Source organism: Polynucleobacter sp. AP-Sving-400A-A2 (genome assembly GCF_018688155.1).
Lineage (GTDB): Bacteria > Pseudomonadota > Gammaproteobacteria > Burkholderiales > Burkholderiaceae > Polynucleobacter.
This window is the reverse complement of the sequence record NZ_CP061312.1, coordinates 1,758,804-1,779,137: the sequence shown is the minus strand read 5'-3', so window position 1 is coordinate 1,779,137 and position 20,334 is coordinate 1,758,804. Positions and strand designations below refer to the sequence as shown.

Annotated in this window: 18 protein-coding genes; 8 read left to right on the top strand and 10 right to left on the bottom strand. The window is 46.4% G+C overall.

The window, feature by feature from the left end; all coding sequences use genetic code 11:
• Positions 1-36 precede the first annotated feature (36 nt).
• Genes purE through C2758_RS09290 form a run of 3 tightly spaced genes read left to right on the top strand, consistent with a single transcriptional unit; the run spans position 37 to position 2,817 of the window.
• Positions 37-531, top strand: coding sequence for a 5-(carboxyamino)imidazole ribonucleotide mutase (gene purE, locus C2758_RS09300; RefSeq protein WP_215327967.1), 495 nt, complete (start codon positions 37-39; stop codon positions 529-531).
• Positions 532-535: 4 nt separating this feature from the next.
• Entirely contained in the window at positions 536-1,720 is a 1,185-nt protein-coding gene (locus C2758_RS09295; protein WP_215327966.1) for a 5-(carboxyamino)imidazole ribonucleotide synthase, read from the top strand.
• Positions 1,721-1,722: 2 nt separating this feature from the next.
• Positions 1,723-2,817 carry an L-threonylcarbamoyladenylate synthase gene (locus tag C2758_RS09290; protein WP_215327965.1) on the top strand — a complete coding sequence of 365 codons (1,095 nt, stop codon included), beginning with the start codon at positions 1,723-1,725 and terminating at the stop codon, positions 2,815-2,817.
• On the opposite strand, the gene dacB is transcribed toward C2758_RS09290, so the two are convergent.
• From dacB to C2758_RS09270, 4 genes are read right to left on the bottom strand one after another with little or no spacing between them, the layout of a single operon-like run.
• Positions 2,763-4,319 (bottom strand): D-alanyl-D-alanine carboxypeptidase/D-alanyl-D-alanine-endopeptidase, encoded by a 1,557-nt coding sequence (dacB, locus tag C2758_RS09285; RefSeq protein ID WP_215327964.1) that lies wholly within the window; start codon positions 4,317-4,319, stop codon positions 2,763-2,765. The genes C2758_RS09290 and dacB overlap by 55 nt on opposite strands.
• A gap of 38 nt (positions 4,320-4,357) precedes the next feature.
• Entirely contained in the window at positions 4,358-6,784 is a 2,427-nt protein-coding gene (locus C2758_RS09280; protein ID WP_215327963.1) for a response regulator, read from the bottom strand.
• Between the two features lie 7 nt (positions 6,785-6,791).
• Positions 6,792-7,415 (bottom strand): response regulator transcription factor, encoded by a 624-nt coding sequence (locus tag C2758_RS09275; RefSeq protein WP_046330786.1) that lies wholly within the window; start codon positions 7,413-7,415, stop codon positions 6,792-6,794.
• A complete protein-coding gene (locus C2758_RS09270; protein WP_215327961.1) occupies positions 7,415-8,242 on the bottom strand; it encodes a diguanylate phosphodiesterase in 828 nt (275 codons plus the stop codon). The genes C2758_RS09275 and C2758_RS09270 overlap by 1 nt, the downstream gene beginning before the upstream one ends.
• Before the next feature lie 318 nt (positions 8,243-8,560).
• Here C2758_RS09270 and C2758_RS09265 point away from each other — a divergent pair, with 318 nt between their 5' ends.
• Both C2758_RS09265 and groL read left to right on the top strand, forming a co-directional pair.
• On the top strand, positions 8,561-8,851 hold the full coding sequence (locus tag C2758_RS09265; protein ID WP_015421939.1) for a co-chaperone GroES: 291 nt from the start codon (positions 8,561-8,563) through the stop codon (positions 8,849-8,851).
• Between the two features lie 26 nt (positions 8,852-8,877).
• Positions 8,878-10,530 (top strand): chaperonin GroEL, encoded by a 1,653-nt coding sequence (groL, locus tag C2758_RS09260; RefSeq protein ID WP_046330784.1) that lies wholly within the window; start codon positions 8,878-8,880, stop codon positions 10,528-10,530.
• An 89-nt stretch (positions 10,531-10,619) separates the two neighbouring features.
• Here groL and C2758_RS09255 read toward each other — a convergent pair whose 3' ends face one another.
• From C2758_RS09255 to C2758_RS09240, 4 genes are all read right to left on the bottom strand, one after another.
• The gene (locus C2758_RS09255) at positions 10,620-11,585 is read right to left on the bottom strand and encodes a tripartite tricarboxylate transporter substrate binding protein (RefSeq protein WP_215327960.1); all 966 of its coding nucleotides are present in this window, start codon (positions 11,583-11,585) and stop codon (positions 10,620-10,622) included.
• A gap of 106 nt (positions 11,586-11,691) precedes the next feature.
• A complete protein-coding gene (locus C2758_RS09250) occupies positions 11,692-13,059 on the bottom strand; it encodes an NAD(P)(+) transhydrogenase (Re/Si-specific) subunit beta (protein WP_215327959.1) in 1,368 nt (455 codons plus the stop codon).
• A 34-nt stretch (positions 13,060-13,093) separates the two neighbouring features.
• The gene (locus C2758_RS09245) at positions 13,094-13,432 is read right to left on the bottom strand and encodes a proton-translocating transhydrogenase family protein (protein ID WP_215305241.1); all 339 of its coding nucleotides are present in this window, start codon (positions 13,430-13,432) and stop codon (positions 13,094-13,096) included.
• A gap of 24 nt (positions 13,433-13,456) precedes the next feature.
• Entirely contained in the window at positions 13,457-14,587 is a 1,131-nt protein-coding gene (locus C2758_RS09240; RefSeq protein ID WP_215327958.1) for a Re/Si-specific NAD(P)(+) transhydrogenase subunit alpha, read from the bottom strand.
• A gap of 174 nt (positions 14,588-14,761) precedes the next feature.
• Between C2758_RS09240 and mnmA the strand changes: the two genes are divergently transcribed.
• On the top strand, positions 14,762-15,877 hold the full coding sequence (mnmA, locus tag C2758_RS09235; RefSeq protein ID WP_215330250.1) for a tRNA 2-thiouridine(34) synthase MnmA: 1,116 nt from the start codon (positions 14,762-14,764) through the stop codon (positions 15,875-15,877).
• A 26-nt stretch (positions 15,878-15,903) separates the two neighbouring features.
• On the opposite strand, the gene C2758_RS09230 is transcribed toward mnmA, so the two are convergent.
• Entirely contained in the window at positions 15,904-16,518 is a 615-nt protein-coding gene (locus C2758_RS09230; RefSeq protein WP_215327957.1) for a glutathione S-transferase N-terminal domain-containing protein, read from the bottom strand.
• 93 nt (positions 16,519-16,611) lie between these two features.
• Here C2758_RS09230 and purB point away from each other — a divergent pair, with 93 nt between their 5' ends.
• Both purB and C2758_RS09220 read left to right on the top strand, forming a co-directional pair.
• Positions 16,612-17,991: an adenylosuccinate lyase gene (purB, locus tag C2758_RS09225; protein WP_215327956.1), complete on the top strand. Its 1,380-nt coding sequence runs from the start codon at positions 16,612-16,614 to the stop codon at positions 17,989-17,991.
• Entirely contained in the window at positions 17,988-19,343 is a 1,356-nt protein-coding gene (locus C2758_RS09220; protein ID WP_371817697.1) for a 3-deoxy-D-manno-octulosonic acid transferase, read from the top strand. Before purB ends, C2758_RS09220 begins: the two co-directional genes overlap by 4 nt.
• A 14-nt stretch (positions 19,344-19,357) precedes the next feature.
• Here C2758_RS09220 and secF read toward each other — a convergent pair whose 3' ends face one another.
• A complete protein-coding gene (gene secF, locus C2758_RS09215) occupies positions 19,358-20,332 on the bottom strand; it encodes a protein translocase subunit SecF (RefSeq protein ID WP_215327955.1) in 975 nt (324 codons plus the stop codon).
• Positions 20,333-20,334: the final 2 nt, after the last annotated feature.

The following is a 20,334-nucleotide window of genomic DNA, read 5'->3' as shown; positions in this document are numbered from 1 at the left end:
GATTAACGATATAGATCAGGGCATTTGGAGAGGTCAATGAGCAAAAAGCCAGTAGTCGGAATAGTAATGGGATCCAATTCAGATTGGGACACCATGCAGCACGCTGCTCAAATGCTAGAGCAATTTGGTATTGCTCACGAGGCAAAAGTGGTTTCCGCTCATCGCATGCCAGATGATATGTTTGCCTATGCAGAAAATGCCTCCAAAAATGGCCTCAAGGCGATTATTGCTGGTGCTGGTGGTGCTGCGCATTTGCCGGGTATGTTGGCATCCAAAACCATTATTCCGATTTATGGCGTACCAGTCGCTAGCAAATACTTGCGTGGTGAAGATTCTCTTTATTCCATCGTACAAATGCCTAAAGGTGTTCCGGTAGCGACGTTTGCAATTGGTGAGGCTGGAGCTGCAAATGCAGCCTTACATGTCATTGCCAATTTGGCAGTCAATGATCCTGCTTTAGCAAAACAGCTAGAAGAATTTCGTGCAAAGCAGTCTGATACTGCACGCTCCATGAATTTACCGGGATATTAATCAGATGGTAGATCATTTGGAGCCCATCTTGCCGGGCTCGTATTTAGGCATTTTAGGTGGCGGTCAATTGGGGCGCATGTTCACACAAGCCGCCCAAGCAATGGGCTACAAGGTCTGCGTTCTGGATCCTGGATCCGATAGTCCGGCTGGCTCCATTGCAGAAAAATTTATTCAAGCTGATTACACCGACTCTGCTGCCCTAAAAGAAATGGCCGCCTTATGCAAATCGGTCAGTACCGAATTTGAAAATGTTCCTGCGCAAGCTTTAGATGAACTCGAATCTTTAGGTGTCTTTGTGGCGCCGCGGAGTAGTTGCGTATCTTTGGCTCAAAACCGCGTTGCTGAGAAAAAGTTCTTAGCTACCTGGAAAACGGAGACCAATATTGGTCCTGCGCCTTACTTTGTGCTTGAGCATGATGCAGATATTGCGCATGTTCCTGCAGACCTATTTCCCGGTATTCTGAAAACCGCTCGCATGGGTTATGACGGCAAAGGTCAAATCACCGTTTATGACTCTGTCAATCTAGTTACTGCTTGGGTCCAATTAGGTAAGGTCCCTTGTGTTCTTGAAAAGCGTATGGATCTGGATTTTGAAGTGTCTGCTTTGGTAGTACGCGGATACGACGATGCGGTAGTAGCCTACCCCGTATCTCAGAATATTCATCGTGACGGTATCCTGCATACTTCAACCGTGCCAGCGCCATCACTGAAGCCTGCTCAGGAGAAAAAAATTATTGAAGCCGCTAAAGCGCTGATTCGTAAGATTGATTACGTGGGCGTATTGTGCGTAGAGTTCTTTGTGCTTAAGAGTGGTGACATCGTTGCCAATGAAATCGCTCCACGTCCGCACAATTCAGGCCACTACACTATGGACGCCTGCATTAGTAGTCAGTTTGAACAGCAGGTCAGAAGTATGGCTCGCTTACCTTTAGGCGACACCCGCTTGCTAGCGCCAGTCTCTATGCTCAATCTCTTGGGAGATCTTTGGTACGAAGGCAGTGAGGATAAGGCAAGAGAGCCTGCTTGGGATAAGGTGCTTGCTCATCCAGATGCCAAGCTGCATCTTTATGGTAAATCCGATTCACGCATGGGTCGTAAGATGGGTCATATCAATTGCTTAGGTGAGTCGCTTAACCAGGCACGTCAAAATTGCGCAGCCGTCGCAGTTGAATTAGGGATCGAGCCCTAGTAATGTCTAGTGACAGTAGCGCTCTGCATTTATCTGCAGTCATTAACGAAGCAGTACAAACTTTGCGAGATGGTGGCTTGGTCGCCTTCCCGACTGAGACGGTGTATGGCTTGGGGGCAGATGCAAAGAACCCTAATGCAATCAAACAAATTTTTACTGCCAAAGGTAGACCTTCTAATCACCCACTCATTGTTCACTTAGCAGCGCCTGATCAGTTCGATCAGGCTCATGTGGATTGGGTGCCAGTACTAGCGCCGTGGGTAAGAGATTTATCAGAAGATGCATTAAAACTCATCAATGCTTTTTGGCCGGGTCCACTGACCCTGGTCTTTAAGAAAGATAAAAGCGTTTTAAATGAACTGACGGGTGGTCAAGATACGGTAGCCATTCGGGCGCCAGCTCATCCGATTGCAAAAGAGTTACTCCGTAAATTTAAAGGCGGAGTTGTTGCTCCTTCCGCCAATCGTTTTGGTAAGGTATCACCTACTAGTGCTGCTGATGTCCGAAGCGAGTTTGAAGGCATATTGGAGCTCATGATTTTGGACGGTGGCGATTGTGAAGTGGGAATTGAGTCGACCATTCTTGATTTATCTTCCGGCGATCACCCAGTTTTATTGCGCCCAGGACTTATTACTCCTGGAGAAATTTTTTCCAAGACAGGTATCAAAGTCTATTTGCCTGGTGAGGATGGTTCAACAAAGCAGAGTGGCGAAACGCCGAGGGTCTCTGGTAGTCTGCGTGCCCATTACGCCCCTACTACCCCATTAAGAATGTATGCACCAGGTAGAGTCTTAGATGCTCTGAGTGAGTTTCCAGACATCAAGTCACGGGTAGCGGTTGCGGTTTGGGATTCAGATTCTTCATTAGGTGAGGATGGACACCCATCAGTGCATTTTGAAGAGTTTGTTGTGCCCAGTGATAGCACTGCCTTTGCAAGCCGTCTGTACCGATCCTTGCGAGATCTTGATCAACAGGATTGGGATTTAATTTTGTTTCCTGAACCCCCAGTAGGTGAGGATTGGGATGGGGTTCGGGACCGACTTCAGCGTGCCTGTTTTGGATCTGGACCATCATTTAGTAACCACGCCAATAGTTGATCGTGGGCGTCTAAGCCCCTCAAGGCATTAGGGTGGTTTATGAAAGAGGTCACCGCATACATCCTTCCAGACTTACTCATCACATAGCCTGATATTGCCCTGACATCCACAAGCGCCCCTGTCTTGATTCGAGCCTCAGGCTTTTTCTTCAAATGCAAAAATTTCCGTAAATGTGTCATGAGGCGATTTTTCATTGTGCCATCAGTACCAGCAATTGGCAGACTGTTGTAAAAGGTATCCGCTACAGATAAATTGCGAGCTGTGACTAATAACTGCGTCATATGTTCCGCAGAGATTGCTTCATTACGAGATAGGCCGGAGCCATTCTCAATAACAAGTTCTGGGAACTGAAGCCCTAATCCTTTGAGCCAACTCTGAATCACGAGCTCACCATTTTCAGTGGTTGCCGGCTTACCCATTTTCTCTAGAGCTAGCGTCAACATGAGCTGCCTGGCCATCACGTTATTGGAATATTTATTAATGTCTTGCACGTCATCGGCCAAAGGAATGCCCTCAAACTGTAACAGCAGTCGCGACGCTAAGGGAACAGAAGCAGATTTTCCGGTAGGTGCTTGAGCCCAAGTTCCCCCAGCCAGCTCCCAGGCTGCAGCAAATCCCTGCGTAAGAAAGGTATTGGCATCTAAAGCAACGACGTTGTAATTCATACCCTTACAGCTATTTGGGAAGCTCCCCGAAAACTGAGCGGTGAGGGGTTGGTTGGTATTGGCGATTCCACCTTCGGGGTCTAGGTTAAAACGAATATTACTTTTCCAGCTATCGCAAGATTGATTGACCAGTTGCATTTGATTGATCACCTTGAGCTGAGATAGTGGCGGTGTGTAGCTAATATCAATAAAGTCTGCAGTACGCGATTTGCCCAATTGAAATGAGAGGGTTCTAAAAGCGTACAACAGAGGATCTGGCGGCACGTTATAGGCGCGCAAGGATTCCCCATCAATCGTGTTGTGCTCCATGACATTAGGAGCATAGGCACTTCTATCAAAAAATAAATTCCCATCAATTTTCTGAATACCCAGATTTTGCAAGGCCTTCATCATTTTGACCATTTCTTCGGGGATTAGCTTTGGATCGCCGGTACCTTGCAAATATAAATTACCTTTGAGAGTGCCCTGACGAATAAGTCCATCGGTATAGATATTTGTCCGCCAACGATATTGCGGTCCCAGAACATCTAGACCAGTGAGCGTGGTGAGCAGTTTCATGGTTGATGCAGGATTCATTGCCTGCTTCGAACGCCAGTCTAGCTTTGTTTTTGCTGTGATTTCCCCTGAGCGTCCTGGTTCTATTTCAACTACTGAAATACTGATTGCTTCTTTTGGGATTTGGCCCTTTTCAAGGCTGACGGCTACGGCCTTGGGGATGTACTGACGGGCAGTATTTTGAGCAAGAATTTCTACGGAGTGAGCTTGACCAGTAACCAGGCTAGCGTATAAAAAAGCCAGCAGACTAATTAGGGAGGGCGAAAAGAATTTGGTGCGCATTTCCCATAGGATAAACCTTAGTTCTCACCAGCCCATTGCTATCGATATTTTTTCTTGTACACCTCAATAGTTTGGTTTTGCTCTTCTAGAAGGGCGATGAGCCTCTCAATGCGCTCTGTAAGTGCCCCATCAACTTCAAGTGATTCGCAGGCATGGGTAAATTCAGTAGCCTCCAATAGTTGTGCCCCACCTTTGACCTTATGAACCAGACTTTGAAAATGAACTTCATCCATTGGAGCTTGATTGTCATCTGATTGCAATTGATTTAGGGCATCTAGGTGAACCTTCTCAATTTCCTCCAAGATCACGATGATTTGGTGGGAATCATTTTTGATGAGATTGGAGAAAGCATCAAACGAATAGGGCTCAGAAGTAGAGACCGAGCCTTGGCTAGATTCAAAGTAGCGCATGAGTTCATTCTCAAGTGCCCCCAAACTTAAAGGTTTGATGAGTACGCCATTCATGCCGGAAGATAAAAATTGATGGCGAGAGTCGAGGGCATAAATATCTGCAGTGACACCAATAATGATTAAGTCCCGATAACCTAAGGAGCGGATTTGTTTGGCTAGCTCAGAGCCTTGCATTCCAGGCATAGATTGATCTGTGAGTATGAGATCAAAATGATTCTCTCGCATCAACTCTAGCGCCGCAGCTGCACTCTCACAAACACAAGCACTGATACCAAGCGCCTCTAACTGCAAGGACAAAATTTGCCGACTAGCTGGGTGGTCTTCAACTACTAAAGCATGAATGAGGGTATTTTTTCTACCCCGCCTTTTTGAGATGAAGTTCTTGGATGATGTTCCAAGCGAATCAAAACCTGGAGATTGTGTGGCAGCAATACTGGTTCTGGGAAAGGCCACCGAAAAGTGGACATTACTCCCAAAGCCTGGCGCGCTCTCAAAATAAAGATGGCTATTCATGGAACTCACTAAATGATTAGTGATGGTAAGCCCAAGACCTGTACCCCTCATTTGCTCTGATAGGTAAGACTCTTGCGTAGCTGGTAATTGCTCAAAAGCTTGCAGGGCCAATTTGATTTGATCGCTCCCCATGCCTGATCCAGTATCAATCACTCTGAACTCAAGCAATTGGCCAGCATGGTCATCGGCGAGGACGCTAATAGAAAAGTACACCTCACCTTCAGCAGTGAACTTAATCGCATTACTGAGTAAATTTTGCAGAACTTGTCGCAGACGTAAAGAATCAATCATGAGAACTTCTGCAAGTCTGGGATCAATCGTGGTATGGAGTAGTAGATTTTGTTTCTTGGCTACTGTAGAAAATGCTGCATGAATATCCATAATCAATTGATGTGGATTGCAAGGCTCTAGGTTGAGGGTGAGTTTGCCAGCCTCAATTTTAGAAATATCTAATACTTGATTGAGCATACCTAAAAGAGATTCGGCAGAAGCCTGAGCACTCTTTAATAGAGGTTTATCTTTCTTAGGAAATTGCGCACTACCAAGCAGTAGCTCTTGAACGCCCAAGATGGCATTCATCGGCGTACGAATTTCATGGCTCATGGTTGCCAAAAAGGCGGACTTAGCAGCGTTCGCTTTTTCAGCTAGCTCTTTTGAGTGAAGCAATTCCAAGGCAGCTCGCTTTTGATAAAAATACTTTCTTTGGAGCTGATAAAACATTACTCCACCAATAATAAAGACGAGGATAGCGCTCAGCCATGGCAGTATCGTGGGCCTTAGTTTGGATTCATCTCCGAATGCAAAAAGTTGACGTGATGCAATGGGATCTAAGTCATTTAGAAAGTGGCTAAGTACATCGTGGAGAGGAGCATCCTGGTCTGAGATAAGCCAGCGATAGGCAAATGGATCGCGACTATATAAACCATCTATTTTGAGGTCTGAATTTTGAGTTTCGCGAATCAGTAGCTGTGCAAGGCGAATGGGCATGACGAGTGCCTCGATCTCATTTTTAATGAGGGATTGAATTAAGCGGGTGGGAGTTTGTGTTTGCTTATTTTCACTGTAGCCATGGATACTGGAGGGCGAATTTTCAAGGCCTCGATCAAAGTACGCAATTTTTGTATCAGGTGAATCTAGTGTACTTGAGACTTTGGTAACGATGGCATCATGCCCCCAAAAGATCGCATCAGATAGGGAGCCAAATTTCAATACGTGCTTGTTAATATTTGGTGGATCGATAATGAAATCCACTTCGCCTTTACTGAGCTGCTTTAAACCCTCTTGATCTGTTTTTCTCCATACTGGTAAATATTGCTGTCGTGTGCACTCTTCCATTTTTGAGAGCAGCGCCATAAAGGGCGCCGCACCCTGTGGTTCGCTGGATGGGTTGAGATAGGGCGCATATTTTTCGTGAATACTAAATCGCACCACTGGATGGGCATCGATCCATAATTGCTCTGAAGTACTGAAGGGTTTGGCATGTGCCAAACCTACATAGATACAGCAGAGTGTGAATACTTTTTTCAATATGAATCGATGCATGCGCTACTTAGCTTTCGATGATGTTGTTCATGCGGCAAAACAGGATCAAATCAGCAATATTGTTGATGCCTAGCTTGTCAAAGACTCTGGTCTTGTATGTTGCTACTGTCTTATTACTTATGTGTAGTAGGTCTGATATCTGCTGGTTAGTATTACCTTTACCTAAATACTTCATGACTTGCAGTTCACGATCGGATATCAATGCTAATTTGTCGTTATCACTCAGAGAGGTGTTGCCGTTCTTCCCATGGGTGAAGAAGGTATAGCCCTGTGAGATGGCAACGCAGGCAGCCAAAATGACATCTGCCCCAGCAGTCTTGTTCACAAAACCATGTGCACCTAAGGACCGTACTCTGCCACCATAGACCGCTTCATCTAGGCTAGATAGCACCAGAATACGAACTTCCGGATGCATTAAGCCAATCCGGCGGATCACATCAAAGCCATCCGTTTTTGGCATATCTAAATCTAAGATCACCATATTAGGATTGACCTCTTTGATTGAGCGTAGGCACTCTTCACCATGTTGCGCCTGTCCTGCGATCTCAAAAAGCAATTGATCTTGCAACATACTTTTTAATGCCATCAGCATAGCTGGATGGTCATCTACCAACATCACGCGTTTTCTCATTACTTGTCTCCGTTTTGGGTTTTATGAGGGTGCAGCGAAAAAATGGCCTTGGCGATACGGCTATCGCTCATGTGTAGCATTTGATGTCGGCTTACTGGTGGCATCATGAGTCCGCCATAGCTATGGTGTGCTCCCATTGCTATGACATTTTCTAAATCCTTTACCAAAGTGATATTGCTGGCATAAATTTGGGTATGGAATTTCTGACCAAGGGAAATCATTTCATTTGGCAGGCCATCGGCACGAAATTGCCCCATCTCAATATGAATGCCCTCGGGTTCGATCTCCTCTACCCAGTGGATTTGTGCGCTCGAGCCAGAAAAATCAAAAAGATGGATTAGAACGCCCAGACGACGCATTCGTAATACACCTTCCATGCAAGATTCCATGGAGTCGGCATCATTGCATTTGTGCATCCCCAAACTCACTAGGCCAACAGGGAGTCGTGAGTTCAGGATCAGGTCACTTAAAGCATCTATAAAACTACTGGATGCAAGATGTTGTGCTGGCATAGGCAAGATGCCCGGAATAAAGCGACCGCTACGGTACCAATACGTAATGGTGTCCAAGCCCTCCATGAACAATCTGAGGAGCTGCGAGTCGGTGGCGGTCAGTAGTGGTCTAAATAAAGAGCTCGTCAGCTTAGTTCCTTGGCTATTAAAGATGGGTTCGTTACTAATCGCTTGTCGCTGGGACCAGGATTGGTGTTCTTCTAGCGCTTCGCCACTAAGACCAAGCCAGGGCTGGCCGCAGGCATCGCGTACTTCTTGGAAGGGTTTGTTCTTCCAAGCCTTTACAAGCGTGTACAGCCGGGATTTCGGGCTCATCAGCATTCTCCAATCATTGAACAGTCAGTCTAGGCAGGACGGATTGGAGGAGTAAGGGCTTAAGGCTTATTTGTGTGTAGGAATCTACCTACTTGCCTGCCTCCATTATAGAAAGAGTGGAAAGCTCTTTTGAAATTTAAGGTGAATTTGCCCTTGAAATCCCTGTAATCAGACCTATATAATCAGCACTCCCTACACGTGAGTGCTAAAACAGGCTTTTTTAGCTGAAAAGCTTTTTACTTTCGTGTTAAGAGAATGCAACATATTGATTTATATTGGTTTTTTAATTAGTTAACACTTACTAACATAGGAGAAGGAATGAATCTGCGTCCTTTACATGATCGCGTAATCATTAAACGTTTAGATCAAGAATCAAAAACTGCCTCTGGAATCATTATTCCGGATGCTGCTGCTGAAAAGCCTGATCAAGGCGAAGTATTGGCAGTTGGCCCAGGCAAGCGTGATGACAGCGGTAAGTTAAATGCACCAGACGTCAAAGTTGGCGATCGCGTGTTATTTGGCAAATATGCAGGTCAAACAGTTAAGGTCGGCAGCGATGAGCTTCTCGTGATGCGCGAAGAAGACATCATGGCTGTTGTACAGAAGTAATTAGTACCTAAGAAAGGAATTCAATCATGGCAGCAAAAGACGTTGTATTTGGAGATAACGCCCGTACCAAGATGGTAGAAGGCGTCAATATTCTCGCAAACGCAGTAAAAGTAACTTTAGGACCAAAGGGTCGTAATGTGGTTATCGAGCGTTCATTTGGCGGCCCAATCATCACTAAAGATGGTGTATCCGTAGCAAAAGAAATTGAACTCAAAGACAAGCTCCAGAACATGGGTGCTCAGATGGTGAAGGAAGTGGCTTCTAAAACCAATGACATCGCAGGTGACGGTACTACTACCGCTACTGTATTGGCTCAGTCTATCGTTCGCGAAGGCATGAAATACGTAGTATCAGGCCACAATCCAATGGACTTGAAGCGTGGTATCGACAAAGCAGTTACAGCTGCACTCGAAGAGCTTAAGAAAATTAGTAAGCCTTGCACAACTACTAAAGAAATCGCTCAAGTTGGCTCTATTTCCGCTAATAGCGACCAAAGCATTGGTCAGCGTATTGCTGAAGCAATGGAAAAAGTAGGTAAAGAAGGTGTTATCACTGTTGAAGATGGCAAGTCTTTGGAAGATGAGCTTGAAGTAGTTGAGGGTATGCAGTTTGACCGTGGTTACCTCTCCCCTTACTTCATTAACCAACCTGAAAAGCAAGTTGCCGTATTAGAAACTCCATACGTTCTCTTGTTTGACAAGAAAGTTAGCAACATCCGTGATTTGCTCCCAGTGCTTGAGCAAGTAGCGAAGTCTGGCCGTCCATTGTTGATCATTGCAGAAGATGTTGAAGGTGAAGCCTTGGCAACTTTAGTTGTGAACAACATTCGCGGCATCATTAAGACTTGTGCTGTTAAGGCCCCAGGATTTGGCGATCGTCGTAAAGCTATGTTGGAAGACATCGCAATTTTGACTGGCGGCACTGTTATTGCTGAAGAAATCGGACTCACACTCGAGAAAACAACTCTTGAGCACTTAGGTCAAGCTAAGCGTATCGAAATCGGCAAAGAAAACACCATCATTATTGACGGTGCTGGCGATGCTAAAGCAATCGAAGCGCGCGTGAAGAACATCCGTGTTCAGATCGAAGAAGCAACTAGCGACTACGACAAAGAGAAATTGCAAGAGCGCGTTGCCAAGTTGGCAGGCGGTGTTGCAGTGATTCGTGTTGGTGCTGCTACCGAAGTTGAAATGAAAGAAAAGAAAGACCGTGTTGATGATGCATTGCACGCAACTCGTGCAGCGGTTGAAGAAGGTATTGTTCCTGGCGGTGGCGTTGCTTTACTACGCGCAATGCAAGGTATCAAAGGTCTTAAAGGCGATAATCCTGATCAAGACGCTGGTATCAGCATCGTATTGCGTGCCATGGAAGAGCCAATCCGTATCATCGTTTCTAACGCTGGCGATGAAGCTAGCGTAGTTGTGAATGCGGTATTGGCTAGCAAAGGCAATAACGGTTACAACGCAGCAACTGGTGAATACGGCGACCTCGTAGCTCAAGGTGTGATCGACCCAACTAAGGTAACAAAAACTGCATTAGTTAATGCAGCATCTGTTGCAGCCTTATTGTTGACTACTGATTGCGCGATTTGCGAAGCACCAAAGGATGATTCCGCTGGTGGTGGTATGCCTGATATGGGCGGCATGGGTGGTATGGGCGGAATGGGCGGCATGATGTAATTGCTGCACACTTCCTCAGCTATTAAGCTGTAGAAACTAAAACGCCTGGTTCAAAAGACCAGGCGTTTTTTATTGAAGTTTCTTCATCGTTAATCTGGTTGAATGCCACCATCTTTAATTACTTTTTTCATCTTCACTAAGCCTTGGGCAATCATTTCTTTTAAATGATCTGGTCCCAGGGGTACAAATTCAAAGCCTTGCTGTATTAATTGATCCCGCAACTTCTGATCTTTTAATGCTAAAGCCAATGAATCATTTAGCTTGGTAACGACTGCTAGTGACGTACCCTTGGGCGCGATAATCGCACCCCAAGTAGAGAACTCATAGCCTTTTACACTTTCGCTAACGGTAGGTGCATTTGGTAACAGTGGTGAACGCGTTTTGCTGGTGATACCCAATACCTTTAGTTTCCCCGATCGAATATGGGGAAGCACAACAGATAAAGCGCTAATCATGACAGGCACCTGTCCTGCCATGACATCGGTAACCGCTGCTGCGGCTCCACGGTAAGGGATGTGAACCAATGGCGCACCCGTGTACTGACGAAAGATCTCCATTCCAATATGCTGAGGTGAGCCATTGCCACCCGAAGCGTAATCAATTTTCCCTGGATTTTCTTTAGCGATGCGAATGAAGTCTGCGGCTGTATTGCCTGGAAAGGATGGGTTGGCCACCATCACGAAAGTAATTGCAGCTACCTCAGAAACTGGCACAAAACTTTGAATAGGATCGTAGTCAATTTTCTTATGCAGATTGGGGAGCATCGTCAAAATGCTGTCATTAAATGCGCCCAATACATAGCCTTCTGAATTGGCTTGAGCTACCTTGGTAGCCCCTATTAAACCGGCGCCACCAGGGAGATTTTCAATCGTAATTGCCTGACCCAAGTTCTCACTCATTTTTTGGACGATAGGCCGCATCAAAATATCAACACCACTTCCCGCCTGCAAGGGCATGATCATCTGAATCGGTCTATTGGGGTAGGTATTTTGAGCTTGGGCGGATGTAATCCAAATTAAACCCATTACTAAAATTAAGTGTTTTTTAATATTCATTTTTTGTCTCGTATTAATATAATTTTTAGCGCTTTAGGGTTGCCTGTGTATATCTTAACGCAATAAAAAACCGCCCGAAGGCGGTTCTTTATTGGGACGTTTTAATTTAGCTTACTGACTTCACCATATCTTCCACAACCTTCTTCGCATCACCGAAGACCATCATGGTTTTATCCATATAGAACAGTTCATTATCTAAGCCAGCATAACCTGCAGCCATGGAGCGCTTGTTGACAATAATTGTTTTGGCTTTATAAGCTTCCAAAATCGGCATGCCAAAGATTGGGCTGCCAGGTGTACGAGCTGCAGGGTTCACCACGTCGTTTGCACCAAGCACTAACACTACGTCCGCCTGACCAAAGTCACTATTGATGTCTTCCATCTCAAATACTTGATCATATGGAACTTCAGCTTCAGCCAAAAGTACGTTCATGTGGCCAGGCATACGACCTGCTACTGGGTGAATTGCATATTTCACAGTGACCCCATGGTGAGTCAACTTCTCTGTCAATTCTTTGAGAGCGTGTTGAGCGCGGGCAACTGCTAAGCCGTAGCCAGGAACAATCACGACTGTATCGGCATTTTCCATCAAGAAGGCAGCATCTTCTGGCGAACCAGTTTTGTAGTTTTTTGGACCACCATCATCGGCGCCACCAGCAGCAGCTTCGGCACCGAAGCCGCCAAGCAAGACTGCCAAGATTGAGCGGTTCATTGCCTTACACATAATGTAAGACAAAATTGCGCCAGATGAGCCAACGCAAGCGCCGGCAATGATCAATACAGGATTGTTTAAGGTAAAACCAATACCCGCAGCTGCCCAACCAGAGTAGCTATTGAGCATCGATACAACTACCGGCATATCTGCGCCGCCGATTGGGATGATCAAAGTCACGCCCAATACCAAGGCAATCGCACACATCACTAAGAATGCTTCGTGACTACCAGTCATAAAGTACATGACGCCACCAGCAACCATGGCAATAGCGAGAATGAGGTTGAGTAAGTGCTGGCCAGCAAAGGTCACTGATTTACCGCTGACCTTACCGGACAATTTTCCGAAAGCGATGATTGAGGCAGTAAAGGTGATGGCACCAATAAATGCACCGATAAAGAGCTCAATCTTTTGAGCACCAGTATGGTCTTGGGCCGGATTAAATACCGCTGCAATCGCAATCAATACAGCTGATAAGCCAACAAAAGAGTGCATCAGCGCAACGAGCTCTGGCATCTTGGTCATTTGCACACGTTTAGCTGCAAGTATTCCAATGATTGCACCCGCAATAATCGCACCAATAATCAATGAGAAGACTGGCTTAAAGTCAGGAATCATGAAGGTGGTGATTACGGCAAGCAACATGCCGATCATGCCAAAGGTATTGCCTTGACGTGATGTAGTTGGTGAAGACAATCCACGCAAGGCGAGGATGAAAAGTACCGATGAAATGAGGTAGGAAATCGCGGTTATGTTTGACATGATTGTGGTCTCTGTATAGGTCTTGTTCTAGTTTTTATTTAGTTCCAGTCGCATCAGCTTTAGGGGCTTTTTTCTTGAACATTTCAAGCATGCGACGGGTGACCATGAAGCCACCAAAAATATTAATTGACGCTAAGAAGACGGCTACTGCACCAATGATGCTGGTGAGAGTGATCTCATCGCCACCAATGACTTCAGTTTGCAGTAACGCACCAACAATAATGATTCCGGAGATAGCGTTAGTCACTGCCATTAGTGGTGTATGCAATGCAGGAGTGACATTCCAAACTACCTGATAGCCAACAAAAATAGCCAAAACAAACACGGTGATGTTTTGGACTGTGAGGATGCTTTGAAAAGCAGCGAGATCCATGATGTTTCCTTTAAATATTCTGTATTAGTTTTTACGAATAGCCTGGCCGTCACGACACATGAGGCAAGCAGTAACGATGTCGTCATCGGTTGGGATAACTAACTTCGCTTCTGGATCAACGATCAGTTTCATGAAATCGAGCAAGTTACGTGCATACAAAGCAGAAGCATCCGCAGCAACCATGCTGGCGAGATTACTGTAACCAATAATCTTCACACCATTTTTCTCAACAATCTTGCCTTCTTGGGTCAAAGGACAATTGCCTGATCCATTGTCACCACGACCAGCTGCTAAGTCGATCACGATCGAACCGGGTTTCATATTGGCAACGGTATCGCTGTGCAATAAGACGGGCGGCTTACGACCTGGAATTAAGGCGGTTGTGATGACGATGTCAGCTTGCTGAGCACGTTCCGCAACTAATGCTGCTTGACGTTTCATCCAAGCCTCTGGCATTGGGCGCGCATAGCCACCAACGCCTTTAGCGATTTCGCGCTCTTCATCTGTTTCGTAAGGAACGTCAACAAACTTGGCGCCAAGAGATTCAATTTGCTCTTTAGCGGCAGGGCGCACATCAGATGCTTCGATCACGGCACCTAAACGCTTTGCAGTAGCAATCGCTTGGAGGCCAGCAACACCAGCGCCCAAGATCAGCACACGCGCAGCTTTAACAGTTCCGGCAGCAGTCATCAGCATAGGCATAAAGCGCTGATACTCATTAGCAGCAACCATCACCGCTTTGTAACCTGCGATGTTGGCTTGTGAAGATAAGACGTCCATGCTTTGTGCACGAGTGGTACGTGGAGCAGCCTCTAATGAGAATGCAGTCACGCCTTGGGCGGCCATCGCGACGATATTGTCATTATCAAATGGATCAAGCATGCCAATGAGCACGCTGCCAGATTGAATTTGCTTGAGTTCTGCAGCTTCAGGCGCGCGTACCTTGAGGACGATCTCCGCACTAAAGGCATCTGCTGCGCTACCAATCGTCGCGCCAACAGCTTCATAGGCGGAATCAGGCTGGCTGGCTGTAACGCCCGCATCTTTTTGAATAACAACTGTATGGCCTTGACCAATCAGTTTCTTAACGGTTTCCGGTGTGGCGGCAACTCGAGTTTCCCCGTGTCTGATTTCCAGCGGTACTCCTATGCGCATGGCATGTCTCCAAAAGCAAATTTTTCAAAAAATCTATTTTAGTTAGTTAGGTGAAAATCTACCTATCTATTTACCCTTAATGCCATTTATTTGGTTTTGCCACAAATCTCGTAAATTTGGAGCAAGACTTCTACAATGGATTTTTTAGCTGATAACGAATTCTCGCATTTTTTGATGATCTCCCTCAATTCCGTCGTAAAACCTGCTTCAAAACCCTCCAAAGTCGTGGTTGGGATGTCTGGAGGGGTAGATTCGTCCGTTGCAGCCTGGATGCTCAAGCAGCAAGGCTATGAAGTCATTGGCCTTTTCATGAAAAACTGGGAAGACGACGACAGCGATGAATATTGCTCTGCCCGTCAGGATTGGCTAGATGTGGTGTCTGTGGCTGACCTGATTGGGATTGATGTCGAGGCTGTCAACTTTGCTGCTGAGTACCGTGAGCGTGTTTTTGCAGAATTTTTACGCGAATATGCTGCCGGTAGGACACCCAACCCAGATGTATTGTGCAATGCAGAAATTAAGTTCAAAGCCTTTTTAGACCATGCCATCAGTTTGGGCGCAGACGCCATTGCCACCGGCCACTATGCGCGGGTGCGCCATCAAGGCGATCGCGTACAGCTTTTGAAGGCCTTGGATGCCAGTAAAGACCAAAGCTATTTCTTGCACCGCTTAACCCAGAGTCAATTGGCAAATGTGCTTTTTCCTTTAGGGGAGATTCCAAAGACGGAAGTGCGCAAGATTGCTGAGCAAATCGGCTTGCACAATGCCGCTAAAAAAGACTCCACAGGGATTTGCTTTATTGGTGAGCGCCCTTTCCGCGAATTCTTAAACCGTTATCTACCGCGCACTCCTGGACCCATTAAAACCCCAGAAGGCAAAACAGTAGGCGAGCATATGGGCCTTGCCTTTTTCACCCTGGGACAGCGCAAGGGCATAGGCCTGGGCGGCAGTCAGGACGGTAATGGAGATGCTTGGTATGTCGCTCGCAAGGATGTGGCTAATAACACCCTCTACGTTGCCCAGGGCCATGAGCATCCGTGGCTACTGGCCAATCAGCTTTCCACAATTGACGCTAGTTGGGTTGCTGGAGTTGCACCTACTCCAGGGCAGTACTCTGCAAAAACCCGCTATCGTCAGGCAGACTCAGCATGTACGCTGGCTGCTGGAGCCGCTGGGCCTTTGAGTTTTGAGTTGACCTTTCCGCAAGCTCAATGGGCTGTGACTCCGGGTCAGTCTGCCGTTTTATATGACGGAGAGATTTGTTTAGGCGGCGGAATTATTTCCGCCTAGGTCTTTCCGGCTGCTAGTGCCCTGATTTAGGCGGCTGGAGGCGCTGTTTCTGCAAAGGAAGGTCTTTGCATCAACTTTTGATATAGAGCATCTAAATTGGGGTACTGCGCTTGCCAAGCGATATTGGGAAAGCGGAACAGCAGGTAACCCAAGGCGCAGCCAACAGCAATATCGGCCAAAGTCATCTGGTTGCCGTGGCACCAGGCGTTTTCACCTAATACACGGGACATTTGGGCAAGAGAGGTATTCATCTTACCCATTTGACGCTCAACCCAAGCGGGGCTCTGCTGCTCGGGTGGGCGCAAGGTCGCTTCTAAGCGAGCCAAAATTCCTGCATCTTCTACCCCGTCAGCCAAGGTTTCCCAAGTTTTGACAGTAGCGCGTTCACGACTACCTGTCGGGATAAGTTTGCCCACCGGGCTCAATGTATCAGCGTACTCAGCAATCACGCGCGAATCGTAAATAACTTCGCCGTCCTCTAAAAGAAGACAAGGCACTTTGCCCAAGGGGTTGTTGAGGGCTATTTTGGTGTCTGCGGCCCAGACATTCTCGAGTTCTAGGTCTAAATCTACCTTTTTTTCCAAGAAAACAATGCGCACTTTGCGTACGTAGGGGCTAGTGAGGGATCCGATGAGTTTCATGGGTTAATTATAGCGATGCCATTCAAGCTGAATTGCTCCTAAGAGCGATTAAAATCAGGTTTTATTGAAACAACCAATGTAAAGGCAATATTCGTGAGTCAGCCGATTTCTACTCTTAATGCACTATCCCCTTTAGATGGTCGCTATGCCGGCAAGTTGGATGCCTTGAGGCCTTGGTTATCCGAAGCCGCGTTTATGCGACAGCGCGTGTTTGTAGAGATTCATTGGTTATTGGCTTTGGCCTCCGCGGGCTTGCCAGATGTACCAAAAATTAGTGCTGCAGATGAAGCCTTCTTATTATCTTTGCCAGAAAACTTCTCTGACGCCGATGCGCAACGCATTAAGGATATCGAGGCAGTCACCAATCACGATGTCAAAGCGGTGGAGTATTTCTTAAAAGAGAAAGTAGCCAGTCGCCCAGATCTCTTAAAGGCCAGTGAGTTTATTCACTTCGCATGTACCTCTGAAGATATTAATAACACTTCGCATGGCTTGATGTTGCGTGGCGCTCGTGATGAAGTTTTGTTGCCGCAACTTAGAAAAGTACTTTCCGTATTAACGGATTTGGCAATTGAGAATGCAAAAGTACCTATGTTGTCACGCACTCATGGCCAACCTGCTTCTCCAAGTACCTTAGGCAAAGAGTTAGCTAATATAGCTAAACGTTTAGAGCGTGCGATTGTGACGATTGCGGCAGTGCCTTTGTTAGGAAAAATGAACGGCGCAGTGGGTAACTACAACGCACATTTATCTGCTTATCCTCATTTTGATTGGGAAAACTTTTCTAAGAATGTCGTTGAGAAACGCTTAGGCCTTACCTTTAATCCTTACACGATTCAGATTGAGCCGCACGATGGCATGGCTGAATTGTTTGATGCAATTGCTCGTGCCAACACAATCCTTTTGGATATGGATCGTGATTTCTGGGCGTACATTTCAGTTGGTTATTTTAAGCAACGCACTAAAGCAGGTGAGATTGGCTCTTCAACGATGCCGCATAAGGTAAACCCAATTGACTTTGAAAACTCTGAAGGTAACTTAGGCGTAGCCAATGCCTTGTTGCGTCACCTAGCTGAGAAGTTGCCGATTTCTCGCTGGCAGCGCGACCTCACTGATTCGACTGTTTTGCGTAATCTAGGTCCGGCCTTTGGCCATAGCGTTTTAGCTTACGATAGCGCCTTACGTGGCTTAGGTAAGTTAGAAGTCAACCATGCAGCGATTGCTGCTGACTTAGATGCGTGCTGGGAAGTATTGGCAGAGCCAGTGCAAACGGTGATGCGTCGTTACGGCATTGAGAATCCGTATGAGCAACTCAAAGAGCTTACTCGTGGCAAAGGTATCAACCAGGCTGACTTGCAAACTTTTATTCGTGGCTTGAAGATTCCAGATGATGCAAAAACCTTATTACTCGAGATGACCCCATCTTCTTATTTAGGTAAGGCGGTTGAATTGACCGAACGTCTCAAAAAGTGAGCTTGACTCCAAGCCTTGGGCCCGCACCGCAGGATTTGCAATACGGTGCTCGCCCCAAGATCTGGTTCGCTGTTTACCAACTGCTTTGGCATTTGCTGCTGCCTTTTGCATTTATTCGCCTGGCTTGGCGCACACGCCACTCCTCTGAATATTTAAATCACTTCTCTGAGCGTTTGGGTTTTGCTTATGGCAAAACGACTACCCAGGGATCTGTGTGGATTCATGCGGTATCTGTTGGTGAGACTAGGGCAGCTCAACCTTTGGTGGAAGCTTATCTAGCCCGCGGCGAGACGATTCTATTGACGCATATGACACTCAATGGTCGCCGCACTGGCGCCGCTCTATTTGAAAGAGCGATTGCTGCGGGTCAATTGCGTCAGGTTTATCTTCCCTATGACCTCTGCTGGTCTGTTGCTAATTTCATTCGCGCATTTAAACCCAAGTTCGGTTTATTTATGGAGACCGAGGCTTGGCCAACCATGGTGTTTTATTGTGCAGAAATTGGCCTGCGATTATTTTTAGTAAACGCACGCCTATCTGAACGAAGTGCTCGTCGCGTGAAGCTATTTGGTAATGCGGGAAGGTCTTTATTTCAAGCATTTTCAGGCATCTTGGCTCAAACACAATTGGATGCTGATCGGTATCGTAGTCTTGGCGTAAAACAAGTCAAGATAGTTGGCAACCTGAAGTTTGACGTGCCGCTCGACCCCAGCCTAGTTCAGGAAGGTAAAGCTTGGAAGCAAGAGCTCCATAGCAAAAAACGCTTGATGGTCTGCGCTGCCAGTACTCGTGATGGTGAAGAGGTAATCATTCTGAAGGCTTGGAAGGATCTCTTGCTTGGCAATACTTTTCAAATTGCTCCATTACTCTGTTTGGTTCCACGTCATCCTGAGCGCTTCCCTGAAGTAGTCAATCAAATTCAGGATGCGGGTCTGACATTTCGATGCCGCACAGAATGGATTGATACGCCAAAGGGTGATGCTAGCGTAGATGTGATTCTGGGAGACTCCATGGGTGAGATGCCAATGTATTACAGCGCTGCTGACTTGGTAGTCATGGGCGGCAGCTTACTCCCCTTTGGTGGCCAAAACTTGATTGAAGCTTGCGCTGCCGGCTGCCCAGTTTTACTCGGTAAACATACTTATAACTTCCAGCAGGCCGCTCTCGATGCTATTGAGATGGGTGCTGCTAAGCGTATCCAGGGTGAGCCTAATGCTCTTATGGAAGCTTTAAAAGAGATGATTTTAAGTACTGCCGAGCTGGCGAAGATGTCGAACGCTGCAAAGTCTTATGCGCTCGAGCATCAAGGTGCGACCCATAAGATTATGGCCGCCCTTGAGGGCTTAAATTAATTCAAATTGAATTATTAAACCTGAGCCCCAAAGTTAGGGTCATCATTACGCGTAACATCATCCGGCTTTTTATCGCTCTTCACTAAATCTTCGCGTGTTATACCAAGCCACATAACCAGTGCTGCCGCTACGAATACTGAAGAGTAGATACCAAACAAAATACCAATGGTGAGCGCTAAAGCAAAGTAAAAGAGGGTGGGGCCACCAAAAATCAACATCGCCAGAACCATCATCTCAGTACTACCGTGAGTAATTACCGTACGACTAATCGTACTCGTAATAGCGTTATCAATAATCTCGCGGGTGTCCATCTTGCGGTATTTGCGGAAATTTTCACGAATACGGTCAAAGATCACCACCGACTCATTGACTGAGTAGCCTAATACGGCCAATACCGCAGCCAGAACGGAGAGCGAGAACTCCCACTGGAAAAAGGCAAAGAAGCCCAGAATAATCACAATGTCATGTAAGTTCGCGATGATGCCGGCAACTGCAAATTTCCACTCAAAGCGGAAAGAGAGGTAAACCACGATACCGATGATCACAAACAACAGTGCCATTAATCCATCTATTGCCAGCTCTCGTCCAACTTGGGGGCCAACGAATTCAACACGCTGGAGCTTGACACCTGACGTGGCTGGCTCAAGTACTTGCATGACCGCTGCGCTTTGATCTGCAGAAGAAATCATTTTTCCTTCAGCATCTTTTTGCAATGGCAGGCGAATCATCACATCACGCGAACTGCCAAAGTTCTGAATCTGCGTATCGGCATAACCCAGTTTTTCTACCTTGGATCTAATTGAATCTAAGGGGGCTGTTTGTGGATAAGAAACCTCCATCACTGTACCGCCGGTGAACTCAATGGATAAGTGAAGACCGTTTTGCCAGAGGAAGAAAACAGCAGCTAAGAAGGTGATTAAAGAAATCGCATTGAGCGCCAATGCATGGCGCATGAAGGGAATATCTTTTTTGATCCGGAAAAATTCCATGA

Coding starts and splice junctions, on each gene's coding strand:
- C2758_RS09265 (WP_015421939.1), top strand. CDS start 8,561: ATGAATCTGCGTCCTTTACATGATCGCGTAATCATTAAACGTTTAGAT.
- C2758_RS09295 (WP_215327966.1), top strand. CDS start 536: ATGGTAGATCATTTGGAGCCCATCTTGCCGGGCTCGTATTTAGGCATT.
- groL (WP_046330784.1), top strand. CDS start 8,878: ATGGCAGCAAAAGACGTTGTATTTGGAGATAACGCCCGTACCAAGATG.
- dacB (WP_215327964.1), bottom strand. CDS start 4,319: ATGCGCACCAAATTCTTTTCGCCCTCCCTAATTAGTCTGCTGGCTTTT.
- C2758_RS09255 (WP_215327960.1), bottom strand. CDS start 11,585: ATGAATATTAAAAAACACTTAATTTTAGTAATGGGTTTAATTTGGATT.
- C2758_RS09245 (WP_215305241.1), bottom strand. CDS start 13,432: ATGGATCTCGCTGCTTTTCAAAGCATCCTCACAGTCCAAAACATCACC.
- C2758_RS09230 (WP_215327957.1), bottom strand. CDS start 16,518: ATGAAACTCATCGGATCCCTCACTAGCCCCTACGTACGCAAAGTGCGC.
- C2758_RS09290 (WP_215327965.1), top strand. CDS start 1,723: ATGTCTAGTGACAGTAGCGCTCTGCATTTATCTGCAGTCATTAACGAA.
- purE (WP_215327967.1), top strand. CDS start 37: ATGAGCAAAAAGCCAGTAGTCGGAATAGTAATGGGATCCAATTCAGAT.
- C2758_RS09280 (WP_215327963.1), bottom strand. CDS start 6,784: ATGCATCGATTCATATTGAAAAAAGTATTCACACTCTGCTGTATCTAT.
- C2758_RS09270 (WP_215327961.1), bottom strand. CDS start 8,242: ATGAGCCCGAAATCCCGGCTGTACACGCTTGTAAAGGCTTGGAAGAAC.
- C2758_RS09275 (WP_046330786.1), bottom strand. CDS start 7,415: ATGAGAAAACGCGTGATGTTGGTAGATGACCATCCAGCTATGCTGATG.
- C2758_RS09240 (WP_215327958.1), bottom strand. CDS start 14,587: ATGCGCATAGGAGTACCGCTGGAAATCAGACACGGGGAAACTCGAGTT.
- secF (WP_215327955.1), bottom strand. CDS start 20,332: ATGGAATTTTTCCGGATCAAAAAAGATATTCCCTTCATGCGCCATGCA.
- mnmA (WP_215330250.1), top strand. CDS start 14,762: ATGATCTCCCTCAATTCCGTCGTAAAACCTGCTTCAAAACCCTCCAAA.
- C2758_RS09250 (WP_215327959.1), bottom strand. CDS start 13,059: ATGTCAAACATAACCGCGATTTCCTACCTCATTTCATCGGTACTTTTC.